The organism is Jidongwangia harbinensis, assembly GCF_020216025.1.
Taxonomy (GTDB): Bacteria; Actinomycetota; Actinomycetes; order Mycobacteriales; family Micromonosporaceae; genus Actinoplanes; species Actinoplanes harbinensis.
Window position 1 is genome coordinate 213,805 of record NZ_JAIWNC010000011.1, and the last position, 25,345, is coordinate 239,149.

Genomic DNA, 25,345 nt, shown 5'->3' on the forward strand with positions numbered 1-25,345 from the left:
ACGATTCCTTAGCCGTGCACGTCAGGCCGTAGCGGCATCGCCACTCGTGGATAAGGCCTCCGCGACGTTGCGGGCGGCCGTGGTGAGCTTGGCCCGGACCACCCGGGCGGAGGTGAGCATCTCGGCGGCGGGCAGCGCACAGGCGAGGACGAGCCGGCGTTCCATGTCCCGGTCGGCGACCACGGTGACCGCGGCGCAGGCCAGTCCCTGGCGGAACTGGCCCATTTCCAGCTGCATGCCCCGCCGCTCCCCCGCCACCAGGTCGGCCTCGAGCGCCTCCGGACTGGTCAGGGTGGCCGGCGTGAACGCCCGCATGCCGTAGTCCCGCAGGTACCGGGCGCGCTGGTCGGGGGTCAGCGTGGCCAGCAGTGCCTTGCCCAGTGCGGTGGCGTGCCCGCCCTCGTCGAAACCGGGCGCCATGTCGTCCAGGAACGGGGTGCGCCCGCCCTCCGCCGACGCGGTGACCGCGATCCGGCCTCCGACGAACCGGCCCAGGTAGTGGCTGTAGCCGGTGTCCATCGCGGCCCGGCGCAACGCCTCACCCACCGCCGGTGGCCCGCGGAACGCCGAGACCAGTTCGCGGTACCGGTCGGCGATCTCGAGGCCCACGATGTACGTGCCGTCCTCACGACGGATCACGTAACCCTCGTAGGCGAGAGTACGGACGAGGTGATAGGTCGTCGCGACGGTCAGCTCGCACCGTCTCGCGATCTGTTTCACGGTGAGTCCGCGCGGGGCCCGACCCACCGATTCGAGTACGCGCAGGGCGCGTGACACGCTCCGGATGAGGTCTGACGGCTCCGCCAGGGGGTCGCGCACTGCTACCTCCGACGCCGGGGACTTACACCATATGAAGAAACTTCCTCGGACGGAATGCCAAACGCACGTCGATCACGGTCTATCTGCACGCGACGTGTGGTCATTACCACTCACCGTCCCGGTCGGGCCTTCCCGGGCTAGTCTGCGACGGATGGCCGCACCTCGCATCCCGACCGCCGCGACCGGTGCGGACGACCGTCGCCCGTGGTCGGCGGCGACCGGGGCGCTGACCACCACCATCGCGGTCTCCATCCCGGTGTTCCTGGTCGGCGGTCTGGCCGTCCAGATCGGCGACGAACTCGGCTTCTCCCCGGCCGGCCTGGGCCTGGCCGTGTCGGCGTACTTCGGTGCCAGCGCGCTCGCCTCGGTGCCGGCCGGTGCCGTCGTCGAGCGGTACGGCTCCACCCGGGTCGCCCGGTACGCCATCGGCCTGGCCGCCGCGTCGCTGTTCGCCGTGGCGGTCGCCGCCCGGTCGCTGTGGAGCCTGGTGGCCGTCCTGGTGCTGGGCGCGGCCGCGAACGCGCTCGGCCAACTCGCCAGCAACAGCAGCCTGGCCCAGCACGTCCCGGTGCGCCGGCAGGGCCTGTCGTTCGGCGTCAAGCAGGCCGCCATCCCGGTCTCCACGCTGCTGGCCGGCGTCGCGGTGCCGACGGTGGCGCTGACCGTCGGCTGGCGCTGGGCGTTCGTGCTGGCCGGGGTGCTGGCCCTGGCGGTGATCCCGCTGACGCCGAAGGAGAACGACGGGCATCGCCGGTCCCGCGGCGACGGCGCCGACCGCGCCACCATGGCGCTGGTGGTCCTCGGCGTGGCCGGCATGCTCGCGGCGGGCGCGGCGAACGCGCTCGGCACGTTCCTGGTCGACTCGGCCGTGGTCCGCGGCGTCGCGCCCGGCCCGGCCGGCCTGGCGCTGACGCTCGGCGGCGTCGTGTGCGGGCTGGCCCGCATCATCGGCGGCTGGCAGGCGGACCTTCGGCCCGGTCGCCAGGTCGGGGTGATCGCCGGCCTGCTGGCCGTCGGCGCGGCCGGTCTGGCGTTGCTGGCGGTGCCCGGCACGCCCGCGCTGGTGGCCGGCGTGGTGCTGGGCTTCGGCCTGGGCTGGGCGTGGCCGGGTCTGATGAACTTCGCGGTGGTCCGGTTGCACCCGCAGGCGCCGGCCGCGGCCACCTCGATCACCCAGACCGGAATCTACGCGGGCGGCTGCGTCGGCCCGCTCGGTCTGGGCGGCATCGCCGCGGCGGCCGGGTACCCGGTAATGTGGACGGTGGCCGCGACCGCGATGGTGTCAGCGGCGGCGCTGATGCTGCTGGGCAGCGCGATGCTGCGCCGCCACACGGGGAATACCTAGTTGGTCCGGTCGGCGATGAAGTCGCAGAGCGCTTCCATCGCCCGGCGGGCCGCGCCGTCGGGCAGCGGCGCCAACCGGGACCGGGCCTCCTCGGCGTAGCTCCGGACGGTCTCCCGGGCCCGCTTCATCGCGGCCGACTCGCGCAGCAGCCCGAGCGCCTCGGCGTGCAGCCGGTCGTCGGTCACCGGACCGGTGGCCAGGATCTCCCGCAGGCGCACCGCGGAGGCGTCGGTGTCGTCGCCGGCCAGCGCATACAGCACCGGAAGCGTGGGCACGCCCTCGCGCAGGTCGGTGCCGGGCGTCTTGCCGGACTGCACCGACTCGGAGGCGATGTCGAGCAGGTCGTCGGAGAGCTGGAAGGCGATGCCGATCGTCTCGCCGTACCCCTCGAGGGCGTCGACCAGCTCCGGCGCCGCGCCCGAGAACAGCCCGCCGAACCGCGCGGACGTCGCGATCAGCGACGCGGTCTTCTCCGTGATCACCTGCAGGTAGTGCTCGATCGGGTCGCGGCCGCGCGGACCCACCGTCTCGGCGATCTGCCCGTGCACCAGACGCGCGAACGTCTGCGCCTGCAGGCGAACCGCCTCCTGCCCCAGCGTGGCGGCGATGTCGGCGGCCCGGGCGAAGAGGTAGTCACCGACCAGGATCGCCACCGAGTTGCCCCAGCGGGCGTTCGCCGACGGCGCGCCGCGCCGCACGGCCGCCTCGTCCATCACGTCGTCGTGGTAGAGCGTCGCCAGGTGGGTCAGCTCCACCACCAGCGCGGCCGGCACGATCTCGGTCCGGGTGGGGTCGCCGAACTGCGCGCCCAGGGCCAGGATCAGCGGCCGGAACCGCTTGCCGCCCGCGTCCATGAGATGCCGGGCGGCCTCCGCGACCAGCGGGTCGGCACTGGCCACGTGGCTGCGCAGCGCCTCCTCCACAGCCGCCAGAGTCGCCGACACCGAAGCATCGACCGACGGGTCAATGTCCAGGCCGAGCGACGCCATCGCGCTGTCACCGGTGCTCACCACACATTCACGATGCCATACCGGTGTGACGGTTTCGCTCCAGGGGTGCTTTCTCCAAGATCAATTCACGGGTACGGGGGACGGAGACGTCCCGCCGCTCAGCCCGGCACCGTCGTGGGCACGCCGGCCACCCGGCCGCCGGCCCTTGCCGACACACGCACAAGAACGTCGACCGCCGTCCCGGCATCGAACCATCCGGCACGAACAGCGCACAAGCCCAGGCCAAGGCGTCGATCAATTCCGCAGACACCCGGAACTCGCAATCAGGCGACCCATTGCGCATGACACTCGCAATCAGGCGGCCCATTGCGCATGACATCCGACACGCCACACCCCAACACGCCCCATCTCGAACCCGCGTGTCGACTTCCGGCGCGCAGCACGCCACATCTCCGCACACGCGTTGCGGTCCGGATTCTTGTGGGGAGTTGAGGTGAGGAGCACGCCACAGCTCCCCACGCGCATCGCGGTCCGGAGCCTGGTGGGGAGTTGAGGTGAGGAGCACGCCGCAGCTCCCCACGCGCATCGCGGTCCGGAGCCTGGTGGGGAGTTGAGGTGAGGAGCACGCCACAGCTCCCCACGCGCCGGCGGTTCCGCTGCGGGCACTTGCAGTGGCGCACCCAAGCGCGCTCAGGACGTCATCCCGATCGGCAACCGCCCACGACAGCCCGCTCAGCCACCGCCGTCATGGAAGAGTCCTGGAAGCGACGTCAGATCTTGGCGGCGGACGGTCCCCAAACGTGCGGGCCCGCGGCGAGGTGACCGGCGGTCCCGACGGCGACGGCACCCCATTCGACGGCTCCACGCTATTCCGCCCCAAAACCGCCTACCGAACATCATCGCAGAGCCGCGCCGGGAAGCGGCTCCACGCCAATTTTGATTACTCGGCGTAACAGATGATGCATAGCCAAGCACGTTCCGCTATGTCTTTTGAGTGCACGGTGTAACGGTCGCGCCGATCGGTGCTGCACGACGCGGCAATTCGCACCGAAATGACGAAGGCCCCGACCGGACACCCGGCCAGGGCCTTCCCGCAAACAGAACCGCGCTATCGGACGAACTGCGCCGCGTCGTTGGTCAGGTCGATCAGCGGAGCCGGCACCACGCCCAGCGCCAGCGTGGCCACCACCCCGATGGTCAGGGCCGCCGAGGTGAGCGCCCCCGGGATCGACACGGACGGGGTCGACTCGCCCGGCTCGGACAGCCACATCATGACGACGACCCGCAGGTACGGGAACGCCAGCAGCATGCTGGTGATGACGCCGAAGATGACCAGCCAGGTCTGCCCGCCCTCGATGGCCGCCCCGAAGACCGCGAACTTGCTGGTGAAACCGCTGGTCAGCGGGATGCCGGCGAAGGCGAGCAGGATGAACGTGAAGAGGCCGGCGAACAACGGGCTCTTGCGCCCCAGCCCGGCCCACCGGGACAGGTGGGTGGCCTCGCCGTCCGCGTCCCGGACCAGCGTCACGATGCCGAACGCCGCGAGCACCGAGAAGCCGTACGCGACCAGGTAGAACATCGTGCTGGCCAGGCCGTCCCGGTTGAGCGCCAGCACGCCGACCAGCAGGTAGCCGGCGTTGGCGATGGACGAGTACGCGAGCAGCCGCTTCATGTCCGTCTGGGTGACCGCGAGCACCGCGCCGACCAGCATGGTGAGCACCGCGATGCCGCCCAGCACCGGCTGGAAGTCCCAGCGGACGCCCTCGAACGACACGTACAGGATCCGCAGCAGGGCACCGAACGCGGCCACCTTGGTGCAGGCCGCCATCAGCGCGGTGATCGGCGTCGGCGCGCCCTGGTAGACGTCCGGCGTCCACACGTGGAACGGCGCCAGCGCGGCCTTGAAGAGCAGGCCGATGGCGACCAGCGCGAGGCCGGCGTACAGCAGCACCTGACTGCGCTCCGGGGTGACCACCGCGTCGTGCACCTGGCTGAGCTGGACCCCGCCCGCGAAGCCGTAGATGAGGGCGACACCGAACAGGAAGAACGCGGAGGCGTACGAGCCGAGGAGGAAGTACTTGAGTGCCGCCTCCTGGCTGAGCAGGCGCCGGCGCCGGGCCAGCGCGCACATCAGGTAGAGCGGCAGCGACAGCACTTCGAGCGCCACGAACATCGTGAGCAGGTCGTTCGCGGCGACGAACAGCAGCATGCCGCCCAGGGCGAAGAGCGTCAGCGGGTACACCTCGGGGCCGCCGGGCTGGCTGCCGGCCTGCCGGAGGTCCTTCTGTGAGCCCACGGTGATCGCGGCCTGGGACACGAACGCCCCGCCGGCCTCCAGGCTCCGCTCGCCGATCAGCAGCAGCGAGACCAGGCCGAGCAGCAGCAGCGCGCCCTGCAGGAACAGCGTGGGGCCGTCCACCGCGACGGCACCGCCGATGGTGATGGTCCGGATGTCCCGGGCCAGGATCACGGCGACCAGGGCGGCGACCGTGGACAGCAGCGCCAGGCTGAGTTGGATCGCGTGGCGCCGCTCCTTCGGCAGGGCGGCCTCGATCAGGATGCCGACGCATGCCGCCCCGAACAGGATCAACATCGGCAGCAGGGCCCCGTAGTCGATCTCGGGCAGTTTCAGCTCTCCCATGGCTACGGAGCCGTCCTTCCGTTTGCGACCGCCGTCGGCGCCGGATCGGTCGTGCCGACGTCCTGCATGGTGGCTTGGACCGCCGGGTTGATCACGTCGGTGATCGGCTTCGGGTAGAAGCCGAAGAGGATCAGCAGCGCGATGAGCGGGGCCACGACCACCTTCTCGCGCAGGGAGATGTCCCGCTGCATGGCCGGTACCTCGGTGAGTGCCGGGTTGAGCGTGCCCTGCGTGGTCCGCTGCACCATCCAGAGCACGTACGCGGCGGCCAGGATGATGCCCAGGGTGGCCACCACGGCGTACGTCTTGTGCACGGTGAACGTGCCGATCAGCACCAGGAACTCACTGACGAACGGCGCGGTGCCGGGCAGCGCCAGCGAGGCCAGACCGGCGAAGAACAGCACGCCGGCCAGCACCGGGACCAGCTTGCCGGCGCCACCGAAGTCGCTCACCAGCGCGGAGCCGCGCCGGGCCACGAACATGCCGACGACCAGGAACAGCAGGCCGGTGGCGAGGCCGTGGTTGACCATGTAGAGCACGGAGCCGGTGCCGGCCTGCGTGGTGAACGCGAAGATGCCGATGCCGATGAAGCCGAAGTGCGCGATCGACGTGTACGACACCAGCCGCTTCAGGTCGTTCTGACCGACCGCGAGCAGCGCCGCGTAGATGATGCCGATCACCGCCAGGGCCAGCGCGGTCGGCGCGAACCAGCGGGACGCCTCGGGGAACATCGGCAGGCAGTACCGCAGGATGCCGAACGTACCCACCTTGTCCATCACGCCGACGAGCAGCGCGGCCGCACCGGCCGGCGCGGCGCCACCGGCGTCCGGCAGCCAGGTGTGGAACGGGAAGAACGGCGCCTTGATGGCGAACGCGATGAAGAAGCCGAGGAACAGCCAGCGCGCGGTGGTGGTGTCGAGGTCCGCGTTGACCAGCGTCTGCCAGTCGAACGTGCGGCCGCCGACCACCCACAGGCCGATCACGGCGGCGAGCATGAAGAGGCCGCCGACCAGCGAGTAGAGGAAGAACTTCACCGCGGCGTACTGGCGGCGGGCGCCGCCGTAGGAGCCGATGATGAAGTACATCGGCACCAGCATGACCTCGAAGAACACGTAGAACAGGAAGACGTCGGCGGCGGCGAAGACGCCGATCATCGTGCATTCCAGCGCCAGCAGCAGGGCGAAGTAGGTGGGCACGGACCGCTTGGTCTGCTCGGCGTCGTGCCACGAGGCCAGGATGACCAGGGGTACGAGCAGCGCGATCAGCACCAGCATCACCAGCGCGATGCCGTCCGCGGCGAACGTGAACCGCACGTCCCAGGACGGGATCCACGGGTACGACTCGCGGAACTGGAAGCGGTCGCCGCCGATCTCGAACGCGATCCACATGACGATGCTCAGCACGAGCACCGCGAGCGACCAGCCCAGCGCGACGATCTTCGCCAGCTGACTCTTGCGGCTCGGGATGAACGCCACCACCAACGCACCCACCAGGGGCAGGAGCGTCAGTATGGACAGGAACGGGAAGTTACTCACGCCAGCCACCCCAGTTGGATCGCGAGGAAGGCGCCGACCACGAGCAGGGCGCCGGTAAGCATCGAGAGGGCGTACGAGCGGACGAACCCGGTCTGCATCCGGCGCAGGCGGCCGGAGCTGCCACCGATCGTCGCGGCGAGTCCGTTGACCGCGCCGTCGATGCCCTTGTTGTCCAGGTAGACCAGCGCCCGGGTCAGGTAGATGCCGGGCTTCTCGAACACCGCCTCGTTGAACGCGTCGGTGTAGAGGTTGCGCCGGGCCGCGGTGACCAGCACGCCGGCCGGCTGTTCCTGCTTGGCGGTGCCGTTGCGGAACATCATCCAGGCCAGACCGGCGCCGAGCAGCGTGACCGCGATCGACAGCACCGTGATGGTGGTGTGGCCGAGGACGCCGTGCGCCTCCCCCGCCTCCTCGCCGAGCACCGGTGCCAGCCACTCCGGCACGACGCTCGCCATCAGGATGCCGGCACCGGCCGACCCGATCGCCAGCAGGACCAGCGGGATCGTCATGATCGCCGGGGACTCGTGCGGCTCGTGGATGTCCTCGGTCCAGCGCTTCGGACCGTGGAACGTCAACACGAACAGGCGGGTCATGTAGAAGGCGGTCAGGCCGGCGCCGAGCAGCGCCGCCATGCCGAACAACCAGGCCGTCCAGCCTTCCCGCTCGAACGCGGACGCGATGATCGGTTCCTTGGAGAAGTAGCCGGACAGCGGCGGGATGCCGATGATGGCGAGCCACCCGACGCCGAACGTGGCCCAGGTGATCGGCATGTACTTGCGCAGACCGCCGAAGCGCCGGATGTCCACCTGGTCGTGCATGCCGTGCATGACCGAGCCGGCGCCGAGGAACATGTTGGCCTTGAAGAAGCCGTGCGCGAGCAGGTGGATGATGGCCAGTGCGTACGCGCCGCCGCCCAGCCCGACACCGACGAACATGTAGCCGATCTGGCTCACCGTGGACCAGGCCAGGACGCGCTTGATGTCGTCCTTGGCGGCGCCGATGATGCAGCCCATCAGCAGCGTCAGCGCGCCGACGCTGACCACGATCAGCTGCAGCGTGTGGTTCGCCGTGAAGATCGGGTTGGACCGGGCGATCAGGTAGACGCCGGCGGTGACCATGGTCGCCGCGTGGATCAGTGCGGAGACCGGGGTCGGGCCCTCCATGGCGTCCGGCAACCACGCCTGCAGCGGGAACTGGCCGGACTTACCGGCCGCGCCGAGCAGCAGCAGGATGCCGAGCACCAGCACCGTGCCCGAGGTCAGCGCGCCGACCGAGTTGAACACCTCGTCGTAGTTGGTGCTGCCGACCGTGGCGAACATCAGGAAGATGCCGATGGCCAGGCCGGCGTCGCCGACCCGGTTCATCAGGAACGCCTTCTTGCCCGCGGTGGCCGCGGACGGGCGGGTGTACCAGAACGAGATCAGCAGGTACGACGCCAGGCCGACGCCCTCCCAGCCGAAGTAGAGCATCACGTAGTTGTTGCCGAGGACCAGCAGCAACATCGCGGCGACGAAGAGGTTGAAGTACCCGAAGAACCTCCGCCGTCCCGGGTCGTGCTCCATGTAGCCCACCGCGTACAGGTGGATCAGTGAGCCGACGCCGGTGATCAGCAGCACGAACACGCCGGACAGCGGGTCGAACAGCAACCCGAAGTCGACGTGCAGGTTGCCGACGACGATGAAGTCGAACAGGCTCTGCTCGGCCGTCCGGTTGCCCTCCAGCCCGCGCAGGCTGATGAACATCGACAGGCCGAGCACGAACGAGGCGGCGACCGAGGCGACGCCGAGCCAGTGTCCCCACCTGTCGGCCCGCCGGCCGAGCAGCAGCAGGATCGCCGCGCTCGCCAGCGGAATGGCCACGAGCAGCCAGATGCCGCTCAGCAGCCCCGTCGCGTGGGCGTACTCCACACTCTCTTCCACGTGAAGTCCCTTTAGTACTTGAGGAGGTTGGCGTCGTCGACGCTCGCCGACCGCCGCGTCCGGAAGATCGACATGATGATCGCAAGACCGACTACGACCTCCGCCGCGGCCACCACCATCACGAAGAAGGAGATGATCTGCCCGTCGAGGTTGCCGTTGATCCGGCTGAAGGCCACCAGGGCCAGGTTCGCGGCGTTCAGCATCAGCTCGATGCACATGAACAGCACGATGGCGTTACGGCGGATGAGCACGCCGGTGGCGCCGATGGTGAACAGGATGGCCGCCAGGACCAGGTAGTAGTCCGGGGTCATTTCTCGGTTCCCTTCGGTGCGGCCTCGCCGGCGGTCAACTCACGGACCGGCAGGATCGCCGAGATGCTGCGCTCGGCGCCGTTGCCGTCCGGCAGCTTGGCCGGCGCGGCGACCGACATGGTGTTCGCGTACACGCCCGGGCCGGCCTTGGGGGCCGGGTAGTTGCCCGGCCGGAAGCGCTCGCGCATCCGGGTCACCTGGTCGACGGCGTCCTCCTTGGCGCGCTCGACGTGCGCCAGGATCATCGCGCCCACCGCCGCCGTGATCAGCAGCGCCGAGGTGACCTCGAACGCGAACACGTACCGGGTGAAGAGCAGGGCGGCCAGGCCCTGCACGTTGCCGTCCGCGTTGGCCTCGGTGAGGCCGACCACCGGGTTGTCACCCAGCGCCCGGGCCAGGCCGGTGCCGATCAGTCCGGCGAACGCGACGCCGAGCACGACCGCGGCCACCCGCTGCCCGCGCAGCGTCTCGATCAGCGAGTCGGAGGCGTCCCGGCCGACGAGCATGAGCACGAACAGGAACAGCATCATGATCGCGCCGGTGTACACGATGATCTGCACGGCGCCGAGGAACGGCGCGGCGTTGACCACGTACAGGAAGCCCAGGCAGAGCATCGTGACGACCAGCCACAGCGCGGAGTGCACCGCGTTGCGGGCGATCACCATGCCCAGCCCGCCGATGACGGCCAGGGTGCCGAGGATCCAGAAGGCCCACGCCTCACCGGTCGACACCTGACCGGCGGCCGCGGCGACGATGCTCAGTTCGTTCACTTGCCGTCACCCTTCCCGCCGCCGAGGCCGGAGGCGGCCGCCTCGGCCTTGGGGTTGTCCTTCCGCGCGGTCCCCGCGGTCTCCGGCCGGTCGCCGTCGCCCGCGGTGCTCGCGTCCTGCGTGCCGCTGTCCGACCAGGGGGCCCGCTCGGCGCCCGCGGACGTGCCCGGGTTGGTGAGCGCGCCGAGGTAGTAGTCCTTGTCGGTGTCGCCCAGCCGCATCGGGTGCGGCGGCTGCTCCATGCCCGGCAGCAGCGGCGCCAGCAGTTCCTTCTTGGTGAAGATGAGGTCCTGCCGGCTGTCCCGGGCCAGCTCGTACTCGTTGCTCATGGTGAGCGAGCGGGTCGGGCAGGCCTCGATGCACAGGCCGCAGAAGATGCAGCGGGCGTAGTTGATCTGGTAGACGCTGGCGTACCGCTCACCGGGCGAGAAACGCATCTCGTCGGTGTTGTCGCCACCCTCCACGTAGATCGCGTCCGCCGGGCAGGCCCAGGCGCACAGCTCGCAGCCGATGCACTTCTCCAGCCCGTCCGGGTGCCGGTTGAGGATGTGCCGGCCGTGGTAACGCGGCGCGGGAGCGGGCGGCGTGAACGGGTAGTCGGTGGTGATGACCTTGCGGAACATGTGCGCGAAGGTCACCCCGAAGCCCTTGAACGAGCCGGTGAACGTTCCCACGTCACACCTCCTTGTCTGGTGCGTCGTCGGATGTCTCGGTGGTGCCGCCGCCGACCGTCGCGGGGGCCCGCTCGGCCACCGCACGCCGCGCCCGCGGGCTCGGCGGCACCTGCAGGTCGATCGGCGGGACCGGGAAACTGCCGGGCGGCCGGGACGCGATCTGCTCCTCCAGCGACAGCTGGCGGGGCTTCCGGCTGGCCGGCCAGAGCAGCGCGATCACCAGGATCAGTGCGGCCGCGACCGCGATCGTCACGGCCAGCGAGGCACCGGACAGCTCCTGGCGGGCCACCCGGACACCGGCCAGGAACAGGATCCACACCAGGTTGATCGGGATGAGGACCTTCCAGCCGAACCGCATGAACTGGTCGTAGCGCATCCGGGGCAGCGTGGCGCGCAGCCAGATGAAGCCGAACAGCAGGATCAGCACCTTGCCGAGCCACCAGAGCAGCGGCCACCAGCCGGAGTTCGCGCCGGCCCAGAACTCGGTGATCGGCCACGGTGCCCGCCAGCCGCCGAGGAACAGCGTGGTGGCGAACGCCGAGACGGTGATCATGTTGATGTACTCGGCCAGGAAGAACAGCGCGAACTTGAACGACGAGTACTCGGTGTGGAAGCCGCCGACCAGCTCGGACTCCGCCTCGGGCAGGTCGAACGGGGCCCGGTTGGTCTCGCCCACCGCCGAGATGCAGTAGATGATGAAGCTGGGCAGCAGCAGGACCGCGTACCAGCTCGGCGTGGTCGGATGCCAGCCGAGGATGTCGTAGGTGACCGGGTCGTTGCCGGCCTGCGCCTTGACGATCTGCGAGGTGCTCATCGTGCCGGCGGTCATGAAGACCGCCACGATGGACAGGCCCATCGCAACCTCGTACGAGATCATCTGCGCGGCCGAGCGCAGACCGCCCAGCAGCGGGTACGTCGAGCCCGACGCCCAGCCGGCCAGCACCACGCCGTAGACCGCCATCGACGAGCAGGCGAGCAGCACCAGCACCGAGATCGACACGTCGGTGAGCTGGAGCGCGGTCTTGTGGCCGAAGATCGACACGACCGGTCCGAACGGGATCACCGAGAACGCGGTGAACGCCACCGTCGCCGAGATCACCGGGGCGATGAAGTACACCACCTTGTCGGCGGTCTTCGGGATGATCTCTTCCTTGAACGGCAGCTTCATGCCGTCGGAGAGGCTCTGCAGCCAGCCCTTCGGCCCGACCTGGTTGGGTCCGGGCCGGACCGCCATCCGGGCCACGACCTTGCGCTCGTAGTTGATCGTGAAGAGCGTCAGGAGCAGCAGGATGACGAAGACGCCGAGCAGCTTGATGAGGACGATCCACCAGACTTCGTTCTCGAACGTCTGAAGGGTCGGATCCTGCGCGGCGGCGAAGAATGTCTCTTTCACTGGTGAGCCCCCTCAGCGAGGATCGGGCCGGGGGTGCCGGCGGCCAGCCGGACCACCGCGCCCGAGGTGACACCCAGGCTGCGGCGCAGCGTCGAGCCGGGCGAGTTGGTGGGCAGCCACACCACCTGCGGGGGCAGGTCGGTGATCTCGACCGGGAGCGTGATCCCGCCCCGGTCGGTGCTCACGGTGACCGCGTCACCGTCGACGACCCCGAGCGCGCCGGCCAGGTCCTTGCCGAGCCGCACCAGCGGCGACCGCGCGGTGCCGGCCAGCGGCTCGTCGCCGTCGAGCATCGAGCCGAGGTCGATCAGGTGGTGCCAGGTGGACAGCACGGCCTCGTGCTCGCCCCGCTGCGGCACCTCGGCCGGCGGGACGCTGGGCAGCGCCGGGCGCGCGGACCGGCTGGCCGGCATCGCACCCAGCTCCCGGCGGATCGCGTTCACGTCCCCGGTGCCGAGCGAGACCTCCAGCAGCGCGGCGATCGCCTCCAGCACCCGGCCGTCGGTCATCGTGCCGGTGGGCAGCACGGCCTCGAAGCTGCGCAGCCGTCCCTCCCAGTCCAGGTACGTGCCGGCCTTCTCGACCGCCGGTGCGACCGGCAGCACCACGTCGGCCCGGCGGGTCACCGCGCTCTGCCGCAGTTCCAGGCTGACCAGGAACGGCACCGCGTCGAGCGCCTGCTCGGCGAGCCGCGGGTCGGCCAGGTCGGCCGGGTCGACGCCGGCCACCAGCAGGCCGCCCAGCGTGCCGTCGGCGGCCGCGGCCAGGATGCCGTCGGTGTCACGTCCGGGGGTGCCGGGCAGTGCCCCGTCCGGCAGGTCCCAGGCGGCGGAGATCTCGGCGAGTGCGTCCGCGTCGGTGACCGGGCGGCCACCGGGCAGCAGGTTGGGCAGGCACCCCGCGTCCACGGCGCCGCGGTCGCCGGCGCGCCGCGGCACCCAGGCGAGCCGGGCACCGGTCCGGGCGGCCAGCGCCGCGGCGGCCGAGAGGCCACCCGGCACGGTCGCCAGCCGCTCACCGACGAACAGGATCGCGCCCGGGGCGCCGAGCGCGGCGGCGATCGCCGGGTCGGTGGCCAGCAGCCGGGCCTCGTCGCCCGGGACGGCCGCCACGAGCGCGGCGCCGAGCTTCTCGAACCCCCGGCTCAGGTACGGCGCAACGGCCGTCACCTGCAGCTTCTTCTTCAGATGTCCCTTGCGCATGCGCAGGAACAGGATCGGGCACTCCTCCTCGGGCTCCAGCCCGACGATCACCGCGGACGGGGCGTCCTCCACGTCGGCGTACGTCACGTCGGTCACCCCGGCCACCGAGGCGGCCAGGAATGCGGATTCCTCGTCGGTGCCGTCCGAGGCGCCAGAGGCGCGCAGGGGCCGGGCCCGGAAGTCGACGTCGTTGGTGCCGAGCACGACCCGGGCGAACTTCGCGTACGCGTAGGCGTCCTCGACGGTGAGCCGGCCGCCGGTCAGCACGCCGACGCCACGCTCGCGGGCCGCCTTGAGTCCCTCGGCCGCGGCGAGCAGCGCCTCGCTCCACGACGCCTCGCGCAGTTCGCCGGTGTCGGCCTCGCGGACCAGCGGCGTGGTGAGCCGGTCGAACGCGTTCGCGTACCGGAAGCCCCACCGGCCCTTGTCGCAGTTCCACTCCTCGTTGACCGCCGGTTCGTCACCGGCCAGCCGGCGCAGCACCTTGCCGCGCCGGTGGTCCGCCCGCATCGAGCAGCCGGCCGCGCAGTGCTCGCAGGTGGTCGGCGTGGAGACCAGGTCGAACGGGCGGGCCCGGAAGCGGTACTGCTCGCCGGTCAGGGCGCCCACCGGGCAGATCTGGATGGTGTTGCCGGAGAAGTACGAGTTGAACGGGACGTCACCCTCGTCGTCGCCGACCTGGCCGTCGCCGGTGCCGTCGCCGCCGAAGAAGTCGTCGCGGTACACGTTGATCTGCTCGCCGGACGAGCGGTCCATCAGGTCGATGAACTTGTCGCCGGCGATCTCCTCGGAGAACCGGGTGCAGCGCTGGCAGAGAATGCACCGTTCCCGGTCCAGCAGCACCTGGCTGGAGATGTGGATCGGCTTCTCGTACTCGCGCTTGTGCTCGTGGAACCGGGTGTCCGCGCGGCCGCTGGACATCGCCTGGTTCTGCAGCGGGCACTCGCCGCCCTTGTCGCAGGTCGGGCAGTCGAGCGGGTGGTTGATCAGCAGCATCTCCATGATGCCGGCCTGCGCCTTGGCGGCGACCGGGGAGCTGAGCTGGGTCTTGACCACCATGCCCTCGGCCACGGTCTGGGTGCAGGAGGCCACCGGCTTGCGCTGGCCCTCCACCTCGACCAGGCACTGCCGGCAGGCGCCCGCGGGAGCGAGCAGCGGGTGGTCGCAGAACCGCGGGATCGCGATGCCCATCCGCTCGGCGACCCGGATGACCAGCTCGCCCTTCTCGGCTACCACCTCGACGCCGTCGACGGTCAGGGTGACGGTGTCGGTCTTCTTGGCGACGTCGGTCATCAGTGCGCTCCTACCAGGGCCTTCTCGGACAGCCGCGGAGCGGTCCGGCCCTCGATGTAGTCCAGGTAGTCCTGCCGGAACCACTTCAACGTGGACACGACCGGGGTGGCCGCACCGTCGCCGAGGCCGCAGAAGGACCGGCCGAAGATGTTGTCCGCGGTGTCCTGCAGCGTGTCCAGGTCGGCGTAGGCGCCCTGGCCGGAGAGGATGCGCCGGTACGTCCGGACCATCCAGTAGTTGCCCTCGCGGCACGGGGTGCACTTGCCGCAGGACTCGTGGTGGTAGAACTCCAGCCAGCGCCAGGTCGCGTACACCGGGCAGTCCTGGTCGGAGAAGATCTGGGTCGCGGTGGTGCCCAGGATCGAGCCGGCTCCGGCCACCCCTTCGAAGTCCAGCGGGATGTCCAGGTGCTCGTCGGTGAGCAGCGGCGTCGACGAGCCGCCGGGCGTCCAGAACTTCAGGTTGTGGCCCGGCTGCATGCCACCGGCCAGCTCGATCAGCTCGCGCAGGGTGATGCCGAGGCCGCATTCGTACTGGCCCGGGTTGGCGATCCGGCCGGACAGCGAGTAGATCATCGGGCCGGACGACTTCTCGGTGCCCATGCTCTTCCACCAGTCCGCGCCGCCCAGCACGATGTACGGCACGCTGGCGATGGTGCCGACGTTGTTCACCACGGTCGGGCTGGCGTACAGGCCGGCCACCGCGGGGAACGGCGGGCGCAGCCGGGGCTGGCCGCGGAAGCCCTCGAGCGAATCGAGCAGCGCGGTCTCCTCGCCGCAGATGTACGCGCCGGCACCGCTGTGCACCACCAGGTCCAGGTCGAACCCGGAGCCCAGGATGTTCTCGCCGAGGAAGCCCTTGGCGTACGCCTCGCGTACCGCGTGCCGCAGCCGGCGGGCCGCGTGTACCGCCTCGCCGCGGATGTAGATGAACGCCCGGCTGGCCCGGATCGCATAGCTGGCGATGATCACGCCCTCGATCAGCGAGTGCGGGTCGTACGTCATCAGCGGCAGGTCCTTGCAGGTGCCCGGCTCGCCCTCGTCCGCGTTCACCACCAGGTAGTGCGGCTTGCCGTCGCCCTGCGGGATGAAGCCCCACTTGAGACCGGTCGGGAAGCCGGCGCCGCCCCGGCCGCGCAGTCCGGAGTCCTTGACCAGCTGGATCAGGTCGTCCGGGTGCACGTCCAGGGCCTTGCGCAGCGCGGCGTACCCGTCCAGCCGCTGGTACACGTCGATCTTCCAGGCGTCCGGCGACAGCCAGCGCTTGGTCAGGACGGGGGTCAGTTTCTGGAGCACCTCACGCCGTGGCTGAGTCACTTCGTCTCCTCGTTCCCGCGCTGCGCGTTGTTCCACCCGGGGTTCTCCGTGGCGGTCGTCGCGTCGCCGGTGCCTGCCGTGGACTCGCCGACAATGCTCTCGCCGCGCTCGGTGTCACCGGCCGGCTTGCCGTCACCGGCGGTCTGGTTCTGGGCGACCCCGGCCGCCTCCGCCGGGTTGGTCGGCACCGGTTCGGTGGCCGTCGCGTCGCCGGTCCGGTCCGGCGTACCCATGGTGGGGTTGCGCTGTTCGGCCGTGCGGACCTCGGGGTCCTTGACGTCGCCGGTGTCGGTGACCTTGCCCGCGTTGTCGGTGGCCTGCTTGGCTGCGGCCGTCTTGCGGGGACGCGACTTGCGGGTCTCGGCGACCTTCTCGGTCGCCTTCTCCGCGGCTTTCTCCGCCACACCGGCCACCGTGGCGGCCGCGGTCTTGACCGCACCCGCGGCCTTCTTCGCGGCGGTGCTCACCTTGCCGTCGCCGGCGTCCTCGCGGGCCGGCTTGGTCTTGGTGATCGGGGTGTCGAGGTTGAAGTTCGCCACCGCGATGCCGTGCTCCTGCGCGAGCGTCACGCCGCGCAGCGTGGGCGCGCCGGCCGGACCGTCCGCGACCGCGCCGTCCCGCTCGTCGGCGAAGCCGGCGAGCTGCACCTGCATCTCCTTGAGCGAGCAGATCCGGGCGCCGCGGCTGGGCATCGGCCGCTCCCCGGCGCGCAGCTGCTCGACCAGGCCGACCGCCGCCTCCGGGGTGGTGTTGTCCACCGCGAAGTCGTAGTTGACGGTCATCACCGGCGCGTAGTCGCAGGCCGCGAGGCACTCGGCGTGCTCCAGCGTGATCTTGCCGTCGGCCGTGGTCTCGTCGTGGCCGACGCCGAGGTGCTCGGCCAGTTGGTCGTACACCTCCTGGCCGCCCATCACGTTGCACAACGTGTTGGTGCAGACGCTGACCAGGTAGTCGCCGGTGGGCTTGCGCTTGTACATGGTGTAGAAGGTGGCGACCGCGCCCACCTGGGCCTTGTTGATGCCCAGGATCTCGGCGCAGAACGCCACACCGTTCGGGCTGACGAAGCCCTCCTCGGTCTGCACCAGGTGCAGCAGCGGCAGCAGCGCGGAGCGCCCACGACCCTCGGGGTAGCGGGCGATGATCTCCAGCGCGGGTTCCAGAAGCTTCTCGGCCAGCGGCGCGGCGGCCGGGGAGAACTCAGGCGTGCTTACGGACATTTAGCGGTCACACCCACCCATCACGGGGTCCAGGGAGGCGCCGCCGGCGATCACGTCGGCCAGCAGCGCGCCCTCGGCCATCGCCGGGATGGCCTGGAGGTTCACGAAACTCGGGTCGCGGTAGTGCACCCGGTACGGGTGCGTGCTGCCGTCGGAGACCGCGTGCACGCCGAGTTCGCCGCGCGGGTGTTCGATGCCGACGTACACCTGGCCCGGTGGCACCCGGAAGCCCTCGGTCACCAGCTTGAAGTGGTGGATCAGCGACTCCATCGACTGGCCCATGATCTTGGCGACGTGCTCCAGCGAGTTGCCGAGGCCGTCCACCCCCAGCGCGAGCTGGGCCGGCCAGGCGACCTTCTTGTCGTCGATCCAGATGGGACCGGGCCGGAGCCGGTCCAGCGCCTGCTCAACGATCTTGAGCGACTCCCGGATCTCGGCCACCCGCACCAGGTAGCGGCCCCACACGTCGGCCGTGGTGGCGGTCGGCACGTCGAACTCGTAGTTCTCGTACCCGCAGTAGGGCATGGTCTTGCGCAGGTCCCAGGCCAGGCCGGCGGAGCGCAGCACCGGGCCGGTGATGCCCAGCGACAGGCAACCGGTCACGTCCAGCACCGCGACACCCTGCGTCCGCTCCTGCCAGATGACCTGGCCGGAGAGCAGGGCCTCGTACTCCTTCAGCTTCTTCGGCAGGTACTTCAGGAAGTCACGGATCTTGCGGACAGCGGACTCCGGCAGGTCCTGGGCCAGGCCGCCGGGCCGGATGTAGCCGTTGTTCATCCGCAGGCCGGACGTCTCCTCGAAGATGTCGAGGATGTACTCCCGCTCGCGGAAGCCGTACAGCATCATCGAGATGGCGCCCAGCTCCATGCCGGTGGTCGCGAGCCACACCAGGTGCGACGCGATCCGCTGGAGTTCCATGAACATCACCCGGATGGTGTTCGTCCGTTCGGTGATCTGGTCGGTCACGCCGAGCAGCTTCTCCACCGCGAGGCAGTAACCCACCTCGTTGAACATGTTGGACAGGTAGTCCATCCGGGTCACGAACGTGACGCCCTGGGTCCAGTTGCGGTACTCCAGGTTCTTCTCGATGCCGGTGTGCAGGTAGCCGACCACCGGCCGGACCGTGGTGACGGTCTCGCCCTCGAGCTCCAGCACCAGCCGCAGCACCCCGTGCGTGGACGGGTGCTGCGGACCCATGTTGACGACGATCTTCTCGTTGCTCAGCGGGTCGATGTTGCCGGCGATCGTGTCCCAGTCGCCGCCGGTGACCGTGAAGACCCGGCCCTCGGTGGTCTCCCGCTCGGTCGCGTATCCGGGTGTAGTCACTGGTAGACCCTCCGCTGGTCAGGAGGCGGAATGGAGGCGCCCTTGTACTCGACGGGAACGCCGCCGAGCGGGTAGTCCTTGCGCTGCGGGTGACCCTCCCAGTCGTCCGGCATGAGGATCCGGGTCAGGTTGGGGTGGCCGGTGAAGACGACGCCGAACATGTCGTACGCCTCCCGCTCCTGCCAGTCGGCGGTCGGGTAGACGCCGGTGACGCTGGGCAGCGACTGGCCGTCGGCCACGGCCGCCTCCAGGCGCACCCGCCGCCGGTAGGTCATCGAGGTCAGCTGGTACGAGATGTGGAACCGGCGGTTGTCGCTGCCCAGGTAGTCGACGCCGTCGACGGACGAGCACAGCTCGAAGCGCAGCGACTCGTCGTCGCGCATGATCTGGCAGACCTCGGCGATCCGCTCGGGCTTGATGTGCAGCGTCAGCTCGCCGCGGTCCACCACGACCTTCTCGATCGCGTCCGCGAAGCCCGGGTACGCCTCTTCGAGCGCGTCGTACACCTCGTCGAAGTAACCGCCGAACGGCCGCGGGCTGTCCACCCCGGTCGGGCGCCGGCGGGCGAGCCCGCCGAAGCCGGACACGTCGCCGGTGCCCTGGACGCCGAACATGCCCTTGTCCGGGCTCGGCGGGGTCTGCGCCGGTGCGTCGAGGTTCGCGCCCACCGGCGCGGTCACCGGCACGCCGCCGTCGGATTCGGAGTGCGTACTCACTTCCCACCCTCCCGCAGGTGCGGCTGCAGCTTCATCCAGTTCTCGATGCGCAGCTGCTCCTCGCGACCCTCCTTGACGGCCTGCGTCCACTCCGCCCGGCGGGCCTTGTCGACGCGGTACGAAGAAGGCATCGCGCCCGGTGCCACGATCGGCATCTTGCCCTCGGCCTGGCGGGCCTCCAGCATCTTGCGGCCGTTCGGGCCCAGCGGCTGAGCCATGACCTTCTCGCGCATCTTGAGGATCGCGTCGATCAGCATCTCCGGCCGCGGCGGGCAGCCCGGCAGGTAGATGTCGACCGGGACGATGTGGTCCACGCCCTGCACGATCGCGTAGTTGTTGAACATGCCGCCGGAGGACGCGCAGACGCCCATCGAGATGACCGAGCGCGGCTCCGGCATCTGGTCGTAGATCTGCCGGACGACCGGGGCCATCTTCTGGCTCACCCGGCCGGCGACGATCATCAGGTCGGCCTGCCGGGGCGAGGCCCGGAAGACCTCCATGCCCCAGCGGCCCAGGTCGTAGTGCGGCCCGCCGGACGCCATCATCTCGATGGCGCAGCAGGCCAGGCCGAACGTGGCGCCCCAGAACGACGACTTGCGGGCCCAGTTGGAGAGCTTCTCGACCGAGGTCAGCAGGATGCCGCTCGGCAGTTTCTCTTCGATTCCCATAGCTCAGTCCCAGTTCAGGCCGCCACGCCGCCACACGTACGTGTAGGCGATGAAGACGGTGACGATGAAGAGGACCATCTCCACGAACCCGAACAGGCCGAGCGCCTCGAAGGACACGGCCCACGGGTAGAGGAAGATGGTCTCGATGTCGAAGATGATGAAGAGCATCGCGGTCAGGTAGAACTTGACCGGGAAGCGGCCGCCGCCGATCGGCTGCGGCGCCGGCTCGATACCGCATTCGTACGCTTCGAGCTTCGCGCGGTTGTACCGCTTGGGACCCACGATCGGCGCGATGGACACCGAGAACAAGGCGAAGAGCGCCCCGAGGATCAAAAGCCCGACGATCGGGACGTACGGATTGATCGTCATCTTCTCTCCTGCTCGACTGTTAGCCGGTTCACACTATTGATCCGGTTTCGCCTTGCGTCGACCGGGGTGTCCTGGGCGTCTGTGGTGCTCATACCGCGGGCGCTACCTTCGTCAAACCATTGATGACCCGGTCCATGGCGTCCCCGCCGCGCGGGTCGGTCAGGTTGGCCAGCAGTTTCAGTACGAAACGCATCAGCGTCGGGTGCGGCATCCCGTGCTTGGTGGCGATCCGCATGATCTCGGGCTTTCCGATGAGCTTCACGAATACCCCGCCGAGGCGGTAATACCCCCCGAACCGGATCTTCAGTTCCGCCGGGTACGCCTGCAGCGCCCGCTCCCGGTCGGCACCGGCCGGACGCGCCAGCGCCTGCACCGCCACCTCGGCGGCCAGCTCGCCGGACTCCATCGCGTACGCGATGCCCTCACCGTTCATCGGGTTGACCATGCCACCGGAGTCGCCGACCAGCAGGACGCCGCGCGTGTAGTGCGGCACCCGGTTGAAACCCATGGGCAGCGCCGCGCCCAGGATCGGCCCGTCCGCGTTGGTCTCGTCGCGCATGCCCCACTCGGCCGGCGTGGTGCCCAGCCAGTCGGTGAGCAGCGCCCGGTAGTTGGTCTTGCCGAACGCGTCGGACGAGTTCAGGATGCCCAGGCCGACGTTCACCCGGCCGTCGCCCATGCCGAAGATCCAGCCGTACCCGGGCAGCAGCACGTTCCGGTCCTGCGCGCTGCGCAGCTCGAGCCAGGACTCCAGGTAGTCGTCGTCGGCCCGGACCGGCGAGTGGTAGTAGCGCCGGACCGCGACGCCGAGCGGGCGGTCGTCGCGCTTGGTCAGGCCCATGGCCAGCGGCAGCTTGCCGGACACGCCGTCCGCCGCCACGACCAGCGGCGCCCGATACTGAACGGACTCCTTGCCGGGGCCGACCTTGGCGAACACGCCGATGGCGTGACCGTCGTCGTCCAGCACCGGGCCGGTGACGTTCACGTTGGTCAGCAGCACCGCACCGGCCTCGGCGGCCCGCTTGGCGAGCATGTCGTCGAAGTCCAGGCGGGTGCGCACCAGGCCGTAGCTGGGGAAGCTGGCGAGTTCCGGCCAGTCGAGTTCCAGGCGTACCCCGCCGCCGATCACCCGGAGGCCCTTGTTCTGCAGCCAGCCCGCCTTCTCGGAGGTGTCGATGCCCATCCGGATCAGCTGGCGGGTGGCGCGCGGCGTGAGTCCGTCGCCGCAGACCTTCTCGCGCGGGAACTCGGTCTTCTCCAACAGGAGGACGCGGAGCCCGTGCCGGGCCATGTGGTAAGCCGTCGCGGAACCGCCCGGCCCCGCCCCGACGACGATCACGTCGGCCTCGTCGGCAACGGGCGTGTGCTGCTCGTGCACGGCCTCACCTCCGTCTCGCGCGGGCTCGTGAAACGGTTCACAAGCCAGCCCAGGTCGGAGTCTATGGCGGCCATCGAAGCGGTTGAGGGTTAGGGAACCCTAACTGGTCAAACTCCGCGCCAATGCCCGCTCTGCGACCCCTCGGGCGGCTCCGTCCAGGTGTTCCCGAAACGTACCGCCCAGCGCCTGATCAAGCGCGACGATCAGCTCATCCACCAACTCCTGGGCGCGCGCCGGGTCCTCCGCGGCGACCAGGCGGATCCGGTTGGCCAGCTCCAGCGCGCGACGTTCGCCCTCGTCCCGCTCGTCGATCGCCAGGTCGATGTCGGTGTCGTCCAGTTGACCGATTGTCCCCATACGGGCGACTTAAGCACTTTCGCGAAGGCCCTCGCGCCGGAACCGGATTTTTCACCCGCCCCTAACGCCGGGTGGCCCGGTGCAGCGCCACCACACCACCGGTGAGATTGCGCCAGCCCACCCGGTCCCACGGCCCCGACCCGGCGATCCGGGCGGCCAGACCGGCCTGGTCCGGCCAGGCGCGGATCGATTCGGCCAGATAGACGTACGCATCCGGGTTGCTGGCCACCGCACGCGCGACGGCCGGCAGCGAACGCATCAGATACTGCAGGTAGACCGTCCGGAACGGGGCGCTCGTGGGATGGCTGAACTCGCACACCACCAGCCGGCCACCCGACCGGGTGACCCGCGCCAGCTCACGCAACGCGGCGCCGGTGTCCACCACGTTGCGTAGCGCGAAGGAGATCGTCACCGCGTCGAACGCGCCGTCCGGGAACGGCAGGTGCAGGGCGTCGCCACCGACCAGCGGGACGGATCGGATCCGGCGCCCGGTCCGCAACATGCCGATGGACAGGTCGGCGCCGACCGCGAAGGCGCCGGAGCGACCCAGCTCCTCGGTCGACACCCCGGTCCCGGCCCCGACGTCCAGCACCCGCTCGCCGGGCCGCAGCGCCAACGCCGCCCGGGTGGCCCGGCGCCAGCCCCGGTCCTGGCCGAACGACAGGACGGTGTTGGTCAGGTCGTACCGCTCGGCCACGCCGTCGAACATCTCGGCGACCTCGCGCGGCTGCTTGTCCAGATCGGCTCGCGTCACGCCTGCCACTCTGCCACTGGAGGGCACAAATAACGCGGGCGGGATGGTGACCATCCCGCCCGCGCCTGGTGCTCTATATATACGACCGCCATCGGTCGGGTCCGAAGCCGTCGCCGGCGCTGATGGCAGCTGGCGACGTATGCGAGGTACGAGGTGTTACGCAGGCAACCTAACCAGCAGAAACACCCGGGTACAGAGAGTCGCGCCGCTCGTTACCGAGGAGCAACCACCCCCTGTTCCGGGGGTGGACCCCGACCCGTCCGAACGGCCCACTACCACCCCTCAGGGGGCCTTGGGGACTGGCTTCGCGACGCCGATGGGCTTGGCCGCCGCCGGAGCCACGGCGCAATCGCCGGAGCCCTCATGAGCAGCGCCGCGGTCAGCAAGGTGATCACGGCCTGTCCGACGCGCCCGGGGGTGACACCGCCGGCCTGGTCGACCGCATAGTTGGCGTACGCATTCGCGAGAGCGTCAGTCGCGAGGACCAGGCACGCCAGCACCAGCCCTTCAATGCGGCGAAACGCCAGCAGGAGGGCCGTGGCAGGGTCCGCGATGGTGAGCGCGACGAAGTAGCCGGCCAGCCATGCGGGCATCGACGGGTACGGGTCGAGCCCGCCGATGAGCAGCTGCCCGACGTGAACCGCCGTGCCGTATGCGAACACCGCCACCGTCACCGCAACGGTAATCCGGATGCGACGTGGCACCCCGGCCCATCGACGATGCCCCATGCCGCCAGTGTCCCTGCGGCGCTCAACCGCGCCGCAACGTACGGCGGCCCGGCACCCATCGGGTGCCGGGCCGCCGTGCGGGTGATGCTTACTTCTCGTCGCCCGGGGCCACCAGGACGACCCGGCGACGGCGCGCCGTGACGAACAGGAACGCACCGAGGACCAGCGCGGCCACGCCGACGCCGCCGACCGTGGCCGCGACCGGACCGGTCACGGGCAGGCTCGGGTCGTCGTCACCGTCGCCGGCACCGCTGCCGCCGGTGCTGGTGCCGCCGGCAACCAGCACCGCGAACGGGTCGGTGTTGTCGGTGGCGTCGACGTCCTTGGCGGCCTGCGCCGAGGTCAGCGGCCGGGCGTTGGCCGGGCGCACCGACTTGCGCTTGGACTTCTTGTTGCCGGCCTGCACGGCGGACTGCTCGAGCGCGTTGATGGTGACCTCGCCACCCTTGAGCGCGACCGGGCCCTTGGCGTCCGCGGAGACCTGCACCGGGAAGAAGAACCCGGTGCTCGACTCCTCGCTCGGGCCACCGGTGACGTCCTCGGGCAGCAGCGAGAAGTCCTTGTAGTCACACCGGACGCTGCGGTTGTCCCCCGCGTACTTGCAGCCCTGCTCCTTGTCGGCGAAGACGACGTTCTTCGGCAGCTGCACCTCCACGCGCAGGCCGTCGGCGATCCGGTCGCCCCGGTTCCACACGTAGGCCCAGACCACGGCGACCTCGCCCGGCTTGACGTCCTTGTCGTTGGGCTCGCCGGTCTGCTGGTCGACGCCGGTCACGTCGGGGGCGTAGACGCCCAGGTCGACGCCGTTGCCGCCGACGTTGACGTTGACCGTCTTGCTGTCGTTGGCCTTGTTGCTGTCGCCCTCGACCTCGACCTTGATGGTCAGCTTGCCGGCCGCACCACTGGCGCCGTCCTGCCGGGTCAGCGGCACGGCGAGCTCGGTGGTCTTGCCGGGGCCCGGGATGAACTCGGAGTCGATGCCACAGACGGCGATGTCGTTCTCGTCGAACTGGCATTCGTCGTCGATGTAGATCTCGATCTTCGAGTCGTCCACCTTGGAGGCGTCGAAGATGACGTTGACGGCCTTCGGCGTCGTGGTGCCGTGGTTGGTGACGGCGACCATGCCGAGCTTGCCGGTGGCGTCGGCCGCGATGGTGGTGCCGGTCAGGTTCAGCCCGAAGTCGACGTCGGCGGCGAGCGCCGGGGTCGCGGAGAGGGCAAGCGCACCGGCGGCCAGCACAGCCGTGGCAGATGCGCGCGTGAGGTTACGCAACGACATGAAAGGGGGCTCCCCGTGGGACGGATGATATCTAGAGCGGGCAGGTTAGCGAGTGATCTTGCTGGTGCGCGACCCCGAAGACGTGCCAAGCTCTTCGATTGATCCATCGAAGAGCCGATATGCCCGATCCCTGCGGCGCTTAACCAGGCCTTAAGACATGGCGGATCACCCGAACGGCCACCGAGACGTTGGACCGAACGGTCATCGGCGGCGCCTCGGAGGGCCACCAGGCGGTGACTCGCGGTGCCTCGGAGCGGTGCGCGCTCGGGTGTCTCCACGACTTGGCGCTACGCCGGGACTTCCACTCGCCCGGCCTTTTATCCGTCCCGGACAGGAGTACGGCGTCGAGCTCTCATCGGTTCACCTGCGCGCGAGGGCGGACACC

At 70.0% G+C, this 25,345-nt stretch carries 22 protein-coding genes; 1 reads left to right on the forward strand and 21 read right to left on the reverse strand.

What is annotated here, in order from left to right; all coding sequences use genetic code 11:
* Positions 1 to 21: 21 nt before the first annotated feature.
* Positions 22 to 819 carry an IclR family transcriptional regulator gene (locus tag LDL48_RS17195; RefSeq protein WP_225256139.1) on the reverse strand — a complete coding sequence of 266 codons (798 nt, stop codon included), beginning with the start codon at positions 817 to 819 and terminating at the stop codon, positions 22 to 24.
* A gap of 151 nt (positions 820 to 970) precedes the next feature.
* Between LDL48_RS17195 and LDL48_RS17200 the strand changes: the two genes are divergently transcribed.
* The gene (locus LDL48_RS17200; RefSeq protein ID WP_225256140.1) at positions 971 to 2,164 is read left to right on the forward strand and encodes an MFS transporter; all 1,194 of its coding nucleotides are present in this window, start codon (positions 971 to 973) and stop codon (positions 2,162 to 2,164) included.
* Here the strand turns inward: LDL48_RS17200 and LDL48_RS17205 are convergent.
* The 20 genes from LDL48_RS17205 to LDL48_RS17300 form a co-directional block, all read right to left on the reverse strand.
* Complete coding sequence (locus tag LDL48_RS17205; RefSeq protein ID WP_225256204.1) at positions 2,161 to 3,153, reverse strand: polyprenyl synthetase family protein; 993 nt, start codon at positions 3,151 to 3,153, stop codon at positions 2,161 to 2,163. The genes LDL48_RS17200 and LDL48_RS17205 overlap by 4 nt on opposite strands.
* Positions 3,154 to 4,222: 1,069 nt before the next feature.
* On the reverse strand, positions 4,223 to 5,755 hold the full coding sequence (gene nuoN / locus LDL48_RS17210; RefSeq protein ID WP_225256141.1) for an NADH-quinone oxidoreductase subunit NuoN: 1,533 nt from the start codon (positions 5,753 to 5,755) through the stop codon (positions 4,223 to 4,225).
* A gap of 2 nt (positions 5,756 to 5,757) precedes the next feature.
* Positions 5,758 to 7,290 (reverse strand): NADH-quinone oxidoreductase subunit M, encoded by a 1,533-nt coding sequence (locus tag LDL48_RS17215; protein WP_225256142.1) that lies wholly within the window; start codon positions 7,288 to 7,290, stop codon positions 5,758 to 5,760.
* Entirely contained in the window at positions 7,287 to 9,209 is a 1,923-nt protein-coding gene (gene nuoL / locus LDL48_RS17220; RefSeq protein WP_225256143.1) for an NADH-quinone oxidoreductase subunit L, read from the reverse strand. Before nuoL ends, LDL48_RS17215 begins: the two co-directional genes overlap by 4 nt.
* A gap of 11 nt (positions 9,210 to 9,220) precedes the next feature.
* Positions 9,221 to 9,520: an NADH-quinone oxidoreductase subunit NuoK gene (gene nuoK / locus LDL48_RS17225; protein ID WP_225256144.1), complete on the reverse strand. Its 300-nt coding sequence runs from the start codon at positions 9,518 to 9,520 to the stop codon at positions 9,221 to 9,223.
* Positions 9,517 to 10,281 carry an NADH-quinone oxidoreductase subunit J gene (locus LDL48_RS17230; protein WP_225256205.1) on the reverse strand — a complete coding sequence of 255 codons (765 nt, stop codon included), beginning with the start codon at positions 10,279 to 10,281 and terminating at the stop codon, positions 9,517 to 9,519. The genes nuoK and LDL48_RS17230 overlap by 4 nt, the downstream gene beginning before the upstream one ends.
* Before the next feature lie 5 nt (positions 10,282 to 10,286).
* Positions 10,287 to 10,964, reverse strand: coding sequence for an NADH-quinone oxidoreductase subunit NuoI (gene nuoI, locus LDL48_RS17235; RefSeq protein ID WP_225256145.1), 678 nt, complete (start codon positions 10,962 to 10,964; stop codon positions 10,287 to 10,289).
* Between the two features lies 1 nt (position 10,965).
* A complete protein-coding gene (gene nuoH, locus LDL48_RS17240; protein ID WP_225256146.1) occupies positions 10,966 to 12,357 on the reverse strand; it encodes an NADH-quinone oxidoreductase subunit NuoH in 1,392 nt (463 codons plus the stop codon).
* Positions 12,354 to 14,852: an NADH-quinone oxidoreductase subunit G gene (locus LDL48_RS17245; protein WP_225256147.1), complete on the reverse strand. Its 2,499-nt coding sequence runs from the start codon at positions 14,850 to 14,852 to the stop codon at positions 12,354 to 12,356. Before LDL48_RS17245 ends, nuoH begins: the two co-directional genes overlap by 4 nt.
* Complete coding sequence (gene nuoF / locus LDL48_RS17250) at positions 14,852 to 16,168, reverse strand: NADH-quinone oxidoreductase subunit NuoF (RefSeq protein WP_225256148.1); 1,317 nt, start codon at positions 16,166 to 16,168, stop codon at positions 14,852 to 14,854. Before nuoF ends, LDL48_RS17245 begins: the two co-directional genes overlap by 1 nt.
* Positions 16,165 to 17,385: an NADH-quinone oxidoreductase subunit NuoE gene (nuoE, locus tag LDL48_RS17255; protein WP_225256149.1), complete on the reverse strand. Its 1,221-nt coding sequence runs from the start codon at positions 17,383 to 17,385 to the stop codon at positions 16,165 to 16,167. The genes nuoF and nuoE overlap by 4 nt, the downstream gene beginning before the upstream one ends.
* Positions 17,386 to 18,711 (reverse strand): NADH-quinone oxidoreductase subunit D, encoded by a 1,326-nt coding sequence (locus LDL48_RS17260; RefSeq protein ID WP_225256150.1) that lies wholly within the window; start codon positions 18,709 to 18,711, stop codon positions 17,386 to 17,388.
* Positions 18,708 to 19,427: an NADH-quinone oxidoreductase subunit C gene (locus LDL48_RS17265; RefSeq protein ID WP_225256151.1), complete on the reverse strand. Its 720-nt coding sequence runs from the start codon at positions 19,425 to 19,427 to the stop codon at positions 18,708 to 18,710. Before LDL48_RS17265 ends, LDL48_RS17260 begins: the two co-directional genes overlap by 4 nt.
* Positions 19,424 to 20,095: a NuoB/complex I 20 kDa subunit family protein gene (locus LDL48_RS17270; RefSeq protein ID WP_225256152.1), complete on the reverse strand. Its 672-nt coding sequence runs from the start codon at positions 20,093 to 20,095 to the stop codon at positions 19,424 to 19,426. The genes LDL48_RS17265 and LDL48_RS17270 overlap by 4 nt, the downstream gene beginning before the upstream one ends.
* Positions 20,096 to 20,098: 3 nt before the next feature.
* Positions 20,099 to 20,464 (reverse strand): NADH-quinone oxidoreductase subunit A, encoded by a 366-nt coding sequence (locus tag LDL48_RS17275; protein WP_225256153.1) that lies wholly within the window; start codon positions 20,462 to 20,464, stop codon positions 20,099 to 20,101.
* Between the two features lie 88 nt (positions 20,465 to 20,552).
* Positions 20,553 to 21,842 carry a geranylgeranyl reductase family protein gene (locus LDL48_RS17280; protein WP_225256154.1) on the reverse strand — a complete coding sequence of 430 codons (1,290 nt, stop codon included), beginning with the start codon at positions 21,840 to 21,842 and terminating at the stop codon, positions 20,553 to 20,555.
* A 99-nt stretch (positions 21,843 to 21,941) separates the two neighbouring features.
* A complete protein-coding gene (locus LDL48_RS17285; protein WP_225256155.1) occupies positions 21,942 to 22,199 on the reverse strand; it encodes a hypothetical protein in 258 nt (85 codons plus the stop codon).
* 61 nt (positions 22,200 to 22,260) lie between these two features.
* The gene (locus tag LDL48_RS17290) at positions 22,261 to 22,953 is read right to left on the reverse strand and encodes a demethylmenaquinone methyltransferase (protein ID WP_225256156.1); all 693 of its coding nucleotides are present in this window, start codon (positions 22,951 to 22,953) and stop codon (positions 22,261 to 22,263) included.
* A gap of 272 nt (positions 22,954 to 23,225) precedes the next feature.
* Complete coding sequence (locus tag LDL48_RS17295) at positions 23,226 to 23,627, reverse strand: hypothetical protein (RefSeq protein ID WP_225256157.1); 402 nt, start codon at positions 23,625 to 23,627, stop codon at positions 23,226 to 23,228.
* Between the two features lie 142 nt (positions 23,628 to 23,769).
* Positions 23,770 to 24,960 (reverse strand): cell wall anchor protein, encoded by a 1,191-nt coding sequence (locus tag LDL48_RS17300; protein ID WP_225256158.1) that lies wholly within the window; start codon positions 24,958 to 24,960, stop codon positions 23,770 to 23,772.
* Positions 24,961 to 25,345 lie beyond the last annotated feature (385 nt).

What these genes read in the sequence shown, in the direction of transcription:
- LDL48_RS17200 (WP_225256140.1), top strand. Translation starts at nt 971, where the DNA reads ATGGCCGCACCTCGCATCCCGACCGCCGCGACCGGTGCGGACGACCGT.
- LDL48_RS17205 (WP_225256204.1), bottom strand. Translation starts at nt 3,153, where the DNA reads ATGGCGTCGCTCGGCCTGGACATTGACCCGTCGGTCGATGCTTCGGTG.
- nuoN (WP_225256141.1), bottom strand. Translation starts at nt 5,755, where the DNA reads ATGGGAGAGCTGAAACTGCCCGAGATCGACTACGGGGCCCTGCTGCCG.
- nuoK (WP_225256144.1), bottom strand. Translation starts at nt 9,520, where the DNA reads ATGACCCCGGACTACTACCTGGTCCTGGCGGCCATCCTGTTCACCATC.
- LDL48_RS17245 (WP_225256147.1), bottom strand. Translation starts at nt 14,852, where the DNA reads ATGACCGACGTCGCCAAGAAGACCGACACCGTCACCCTGACCGTCGAC.
- nuoE (WP_225256149.1), bottom strand. Translation starts at nt 17,385, where the DNA reads ATGTCCGTAAGCACGCCTGAGTTCTCCCCGGCCGCCGCGCCGCTGGCC.
- LDL48_RS17270 (WP_225256152.1), bottom strand. Translation starts at nt 20,095, where the DNA reads ATGGGAATCGAAGAGAAACTGCCGAGCGGCATCCTGCTGACCTCGGTC.
- LDL48_RS17275 (WP_225256153.1), bottom strand. Translation starts at nt 20,464, where the DNA reads ATGACGATCAATCCGTACGTCCCGATCGTCGGGCTTTTGATCCTCGGG.
- LDL48_RS17285 (WP_225256155.1), bottom strand. Translation starts at nt 22,199, where the DNA reads ATGGGGACAATCGGTCAACTGGACGACACCGACATCGACCTGGCGATC.
- LDL48_RS17300 (WP_225256158.1), bottom strand. Translation starts at nt 24,960, where the DNA reads ATGTCGTTGCGTAACCTCACGCGCGCATCTGCCACGGCTGTGCTGGCC.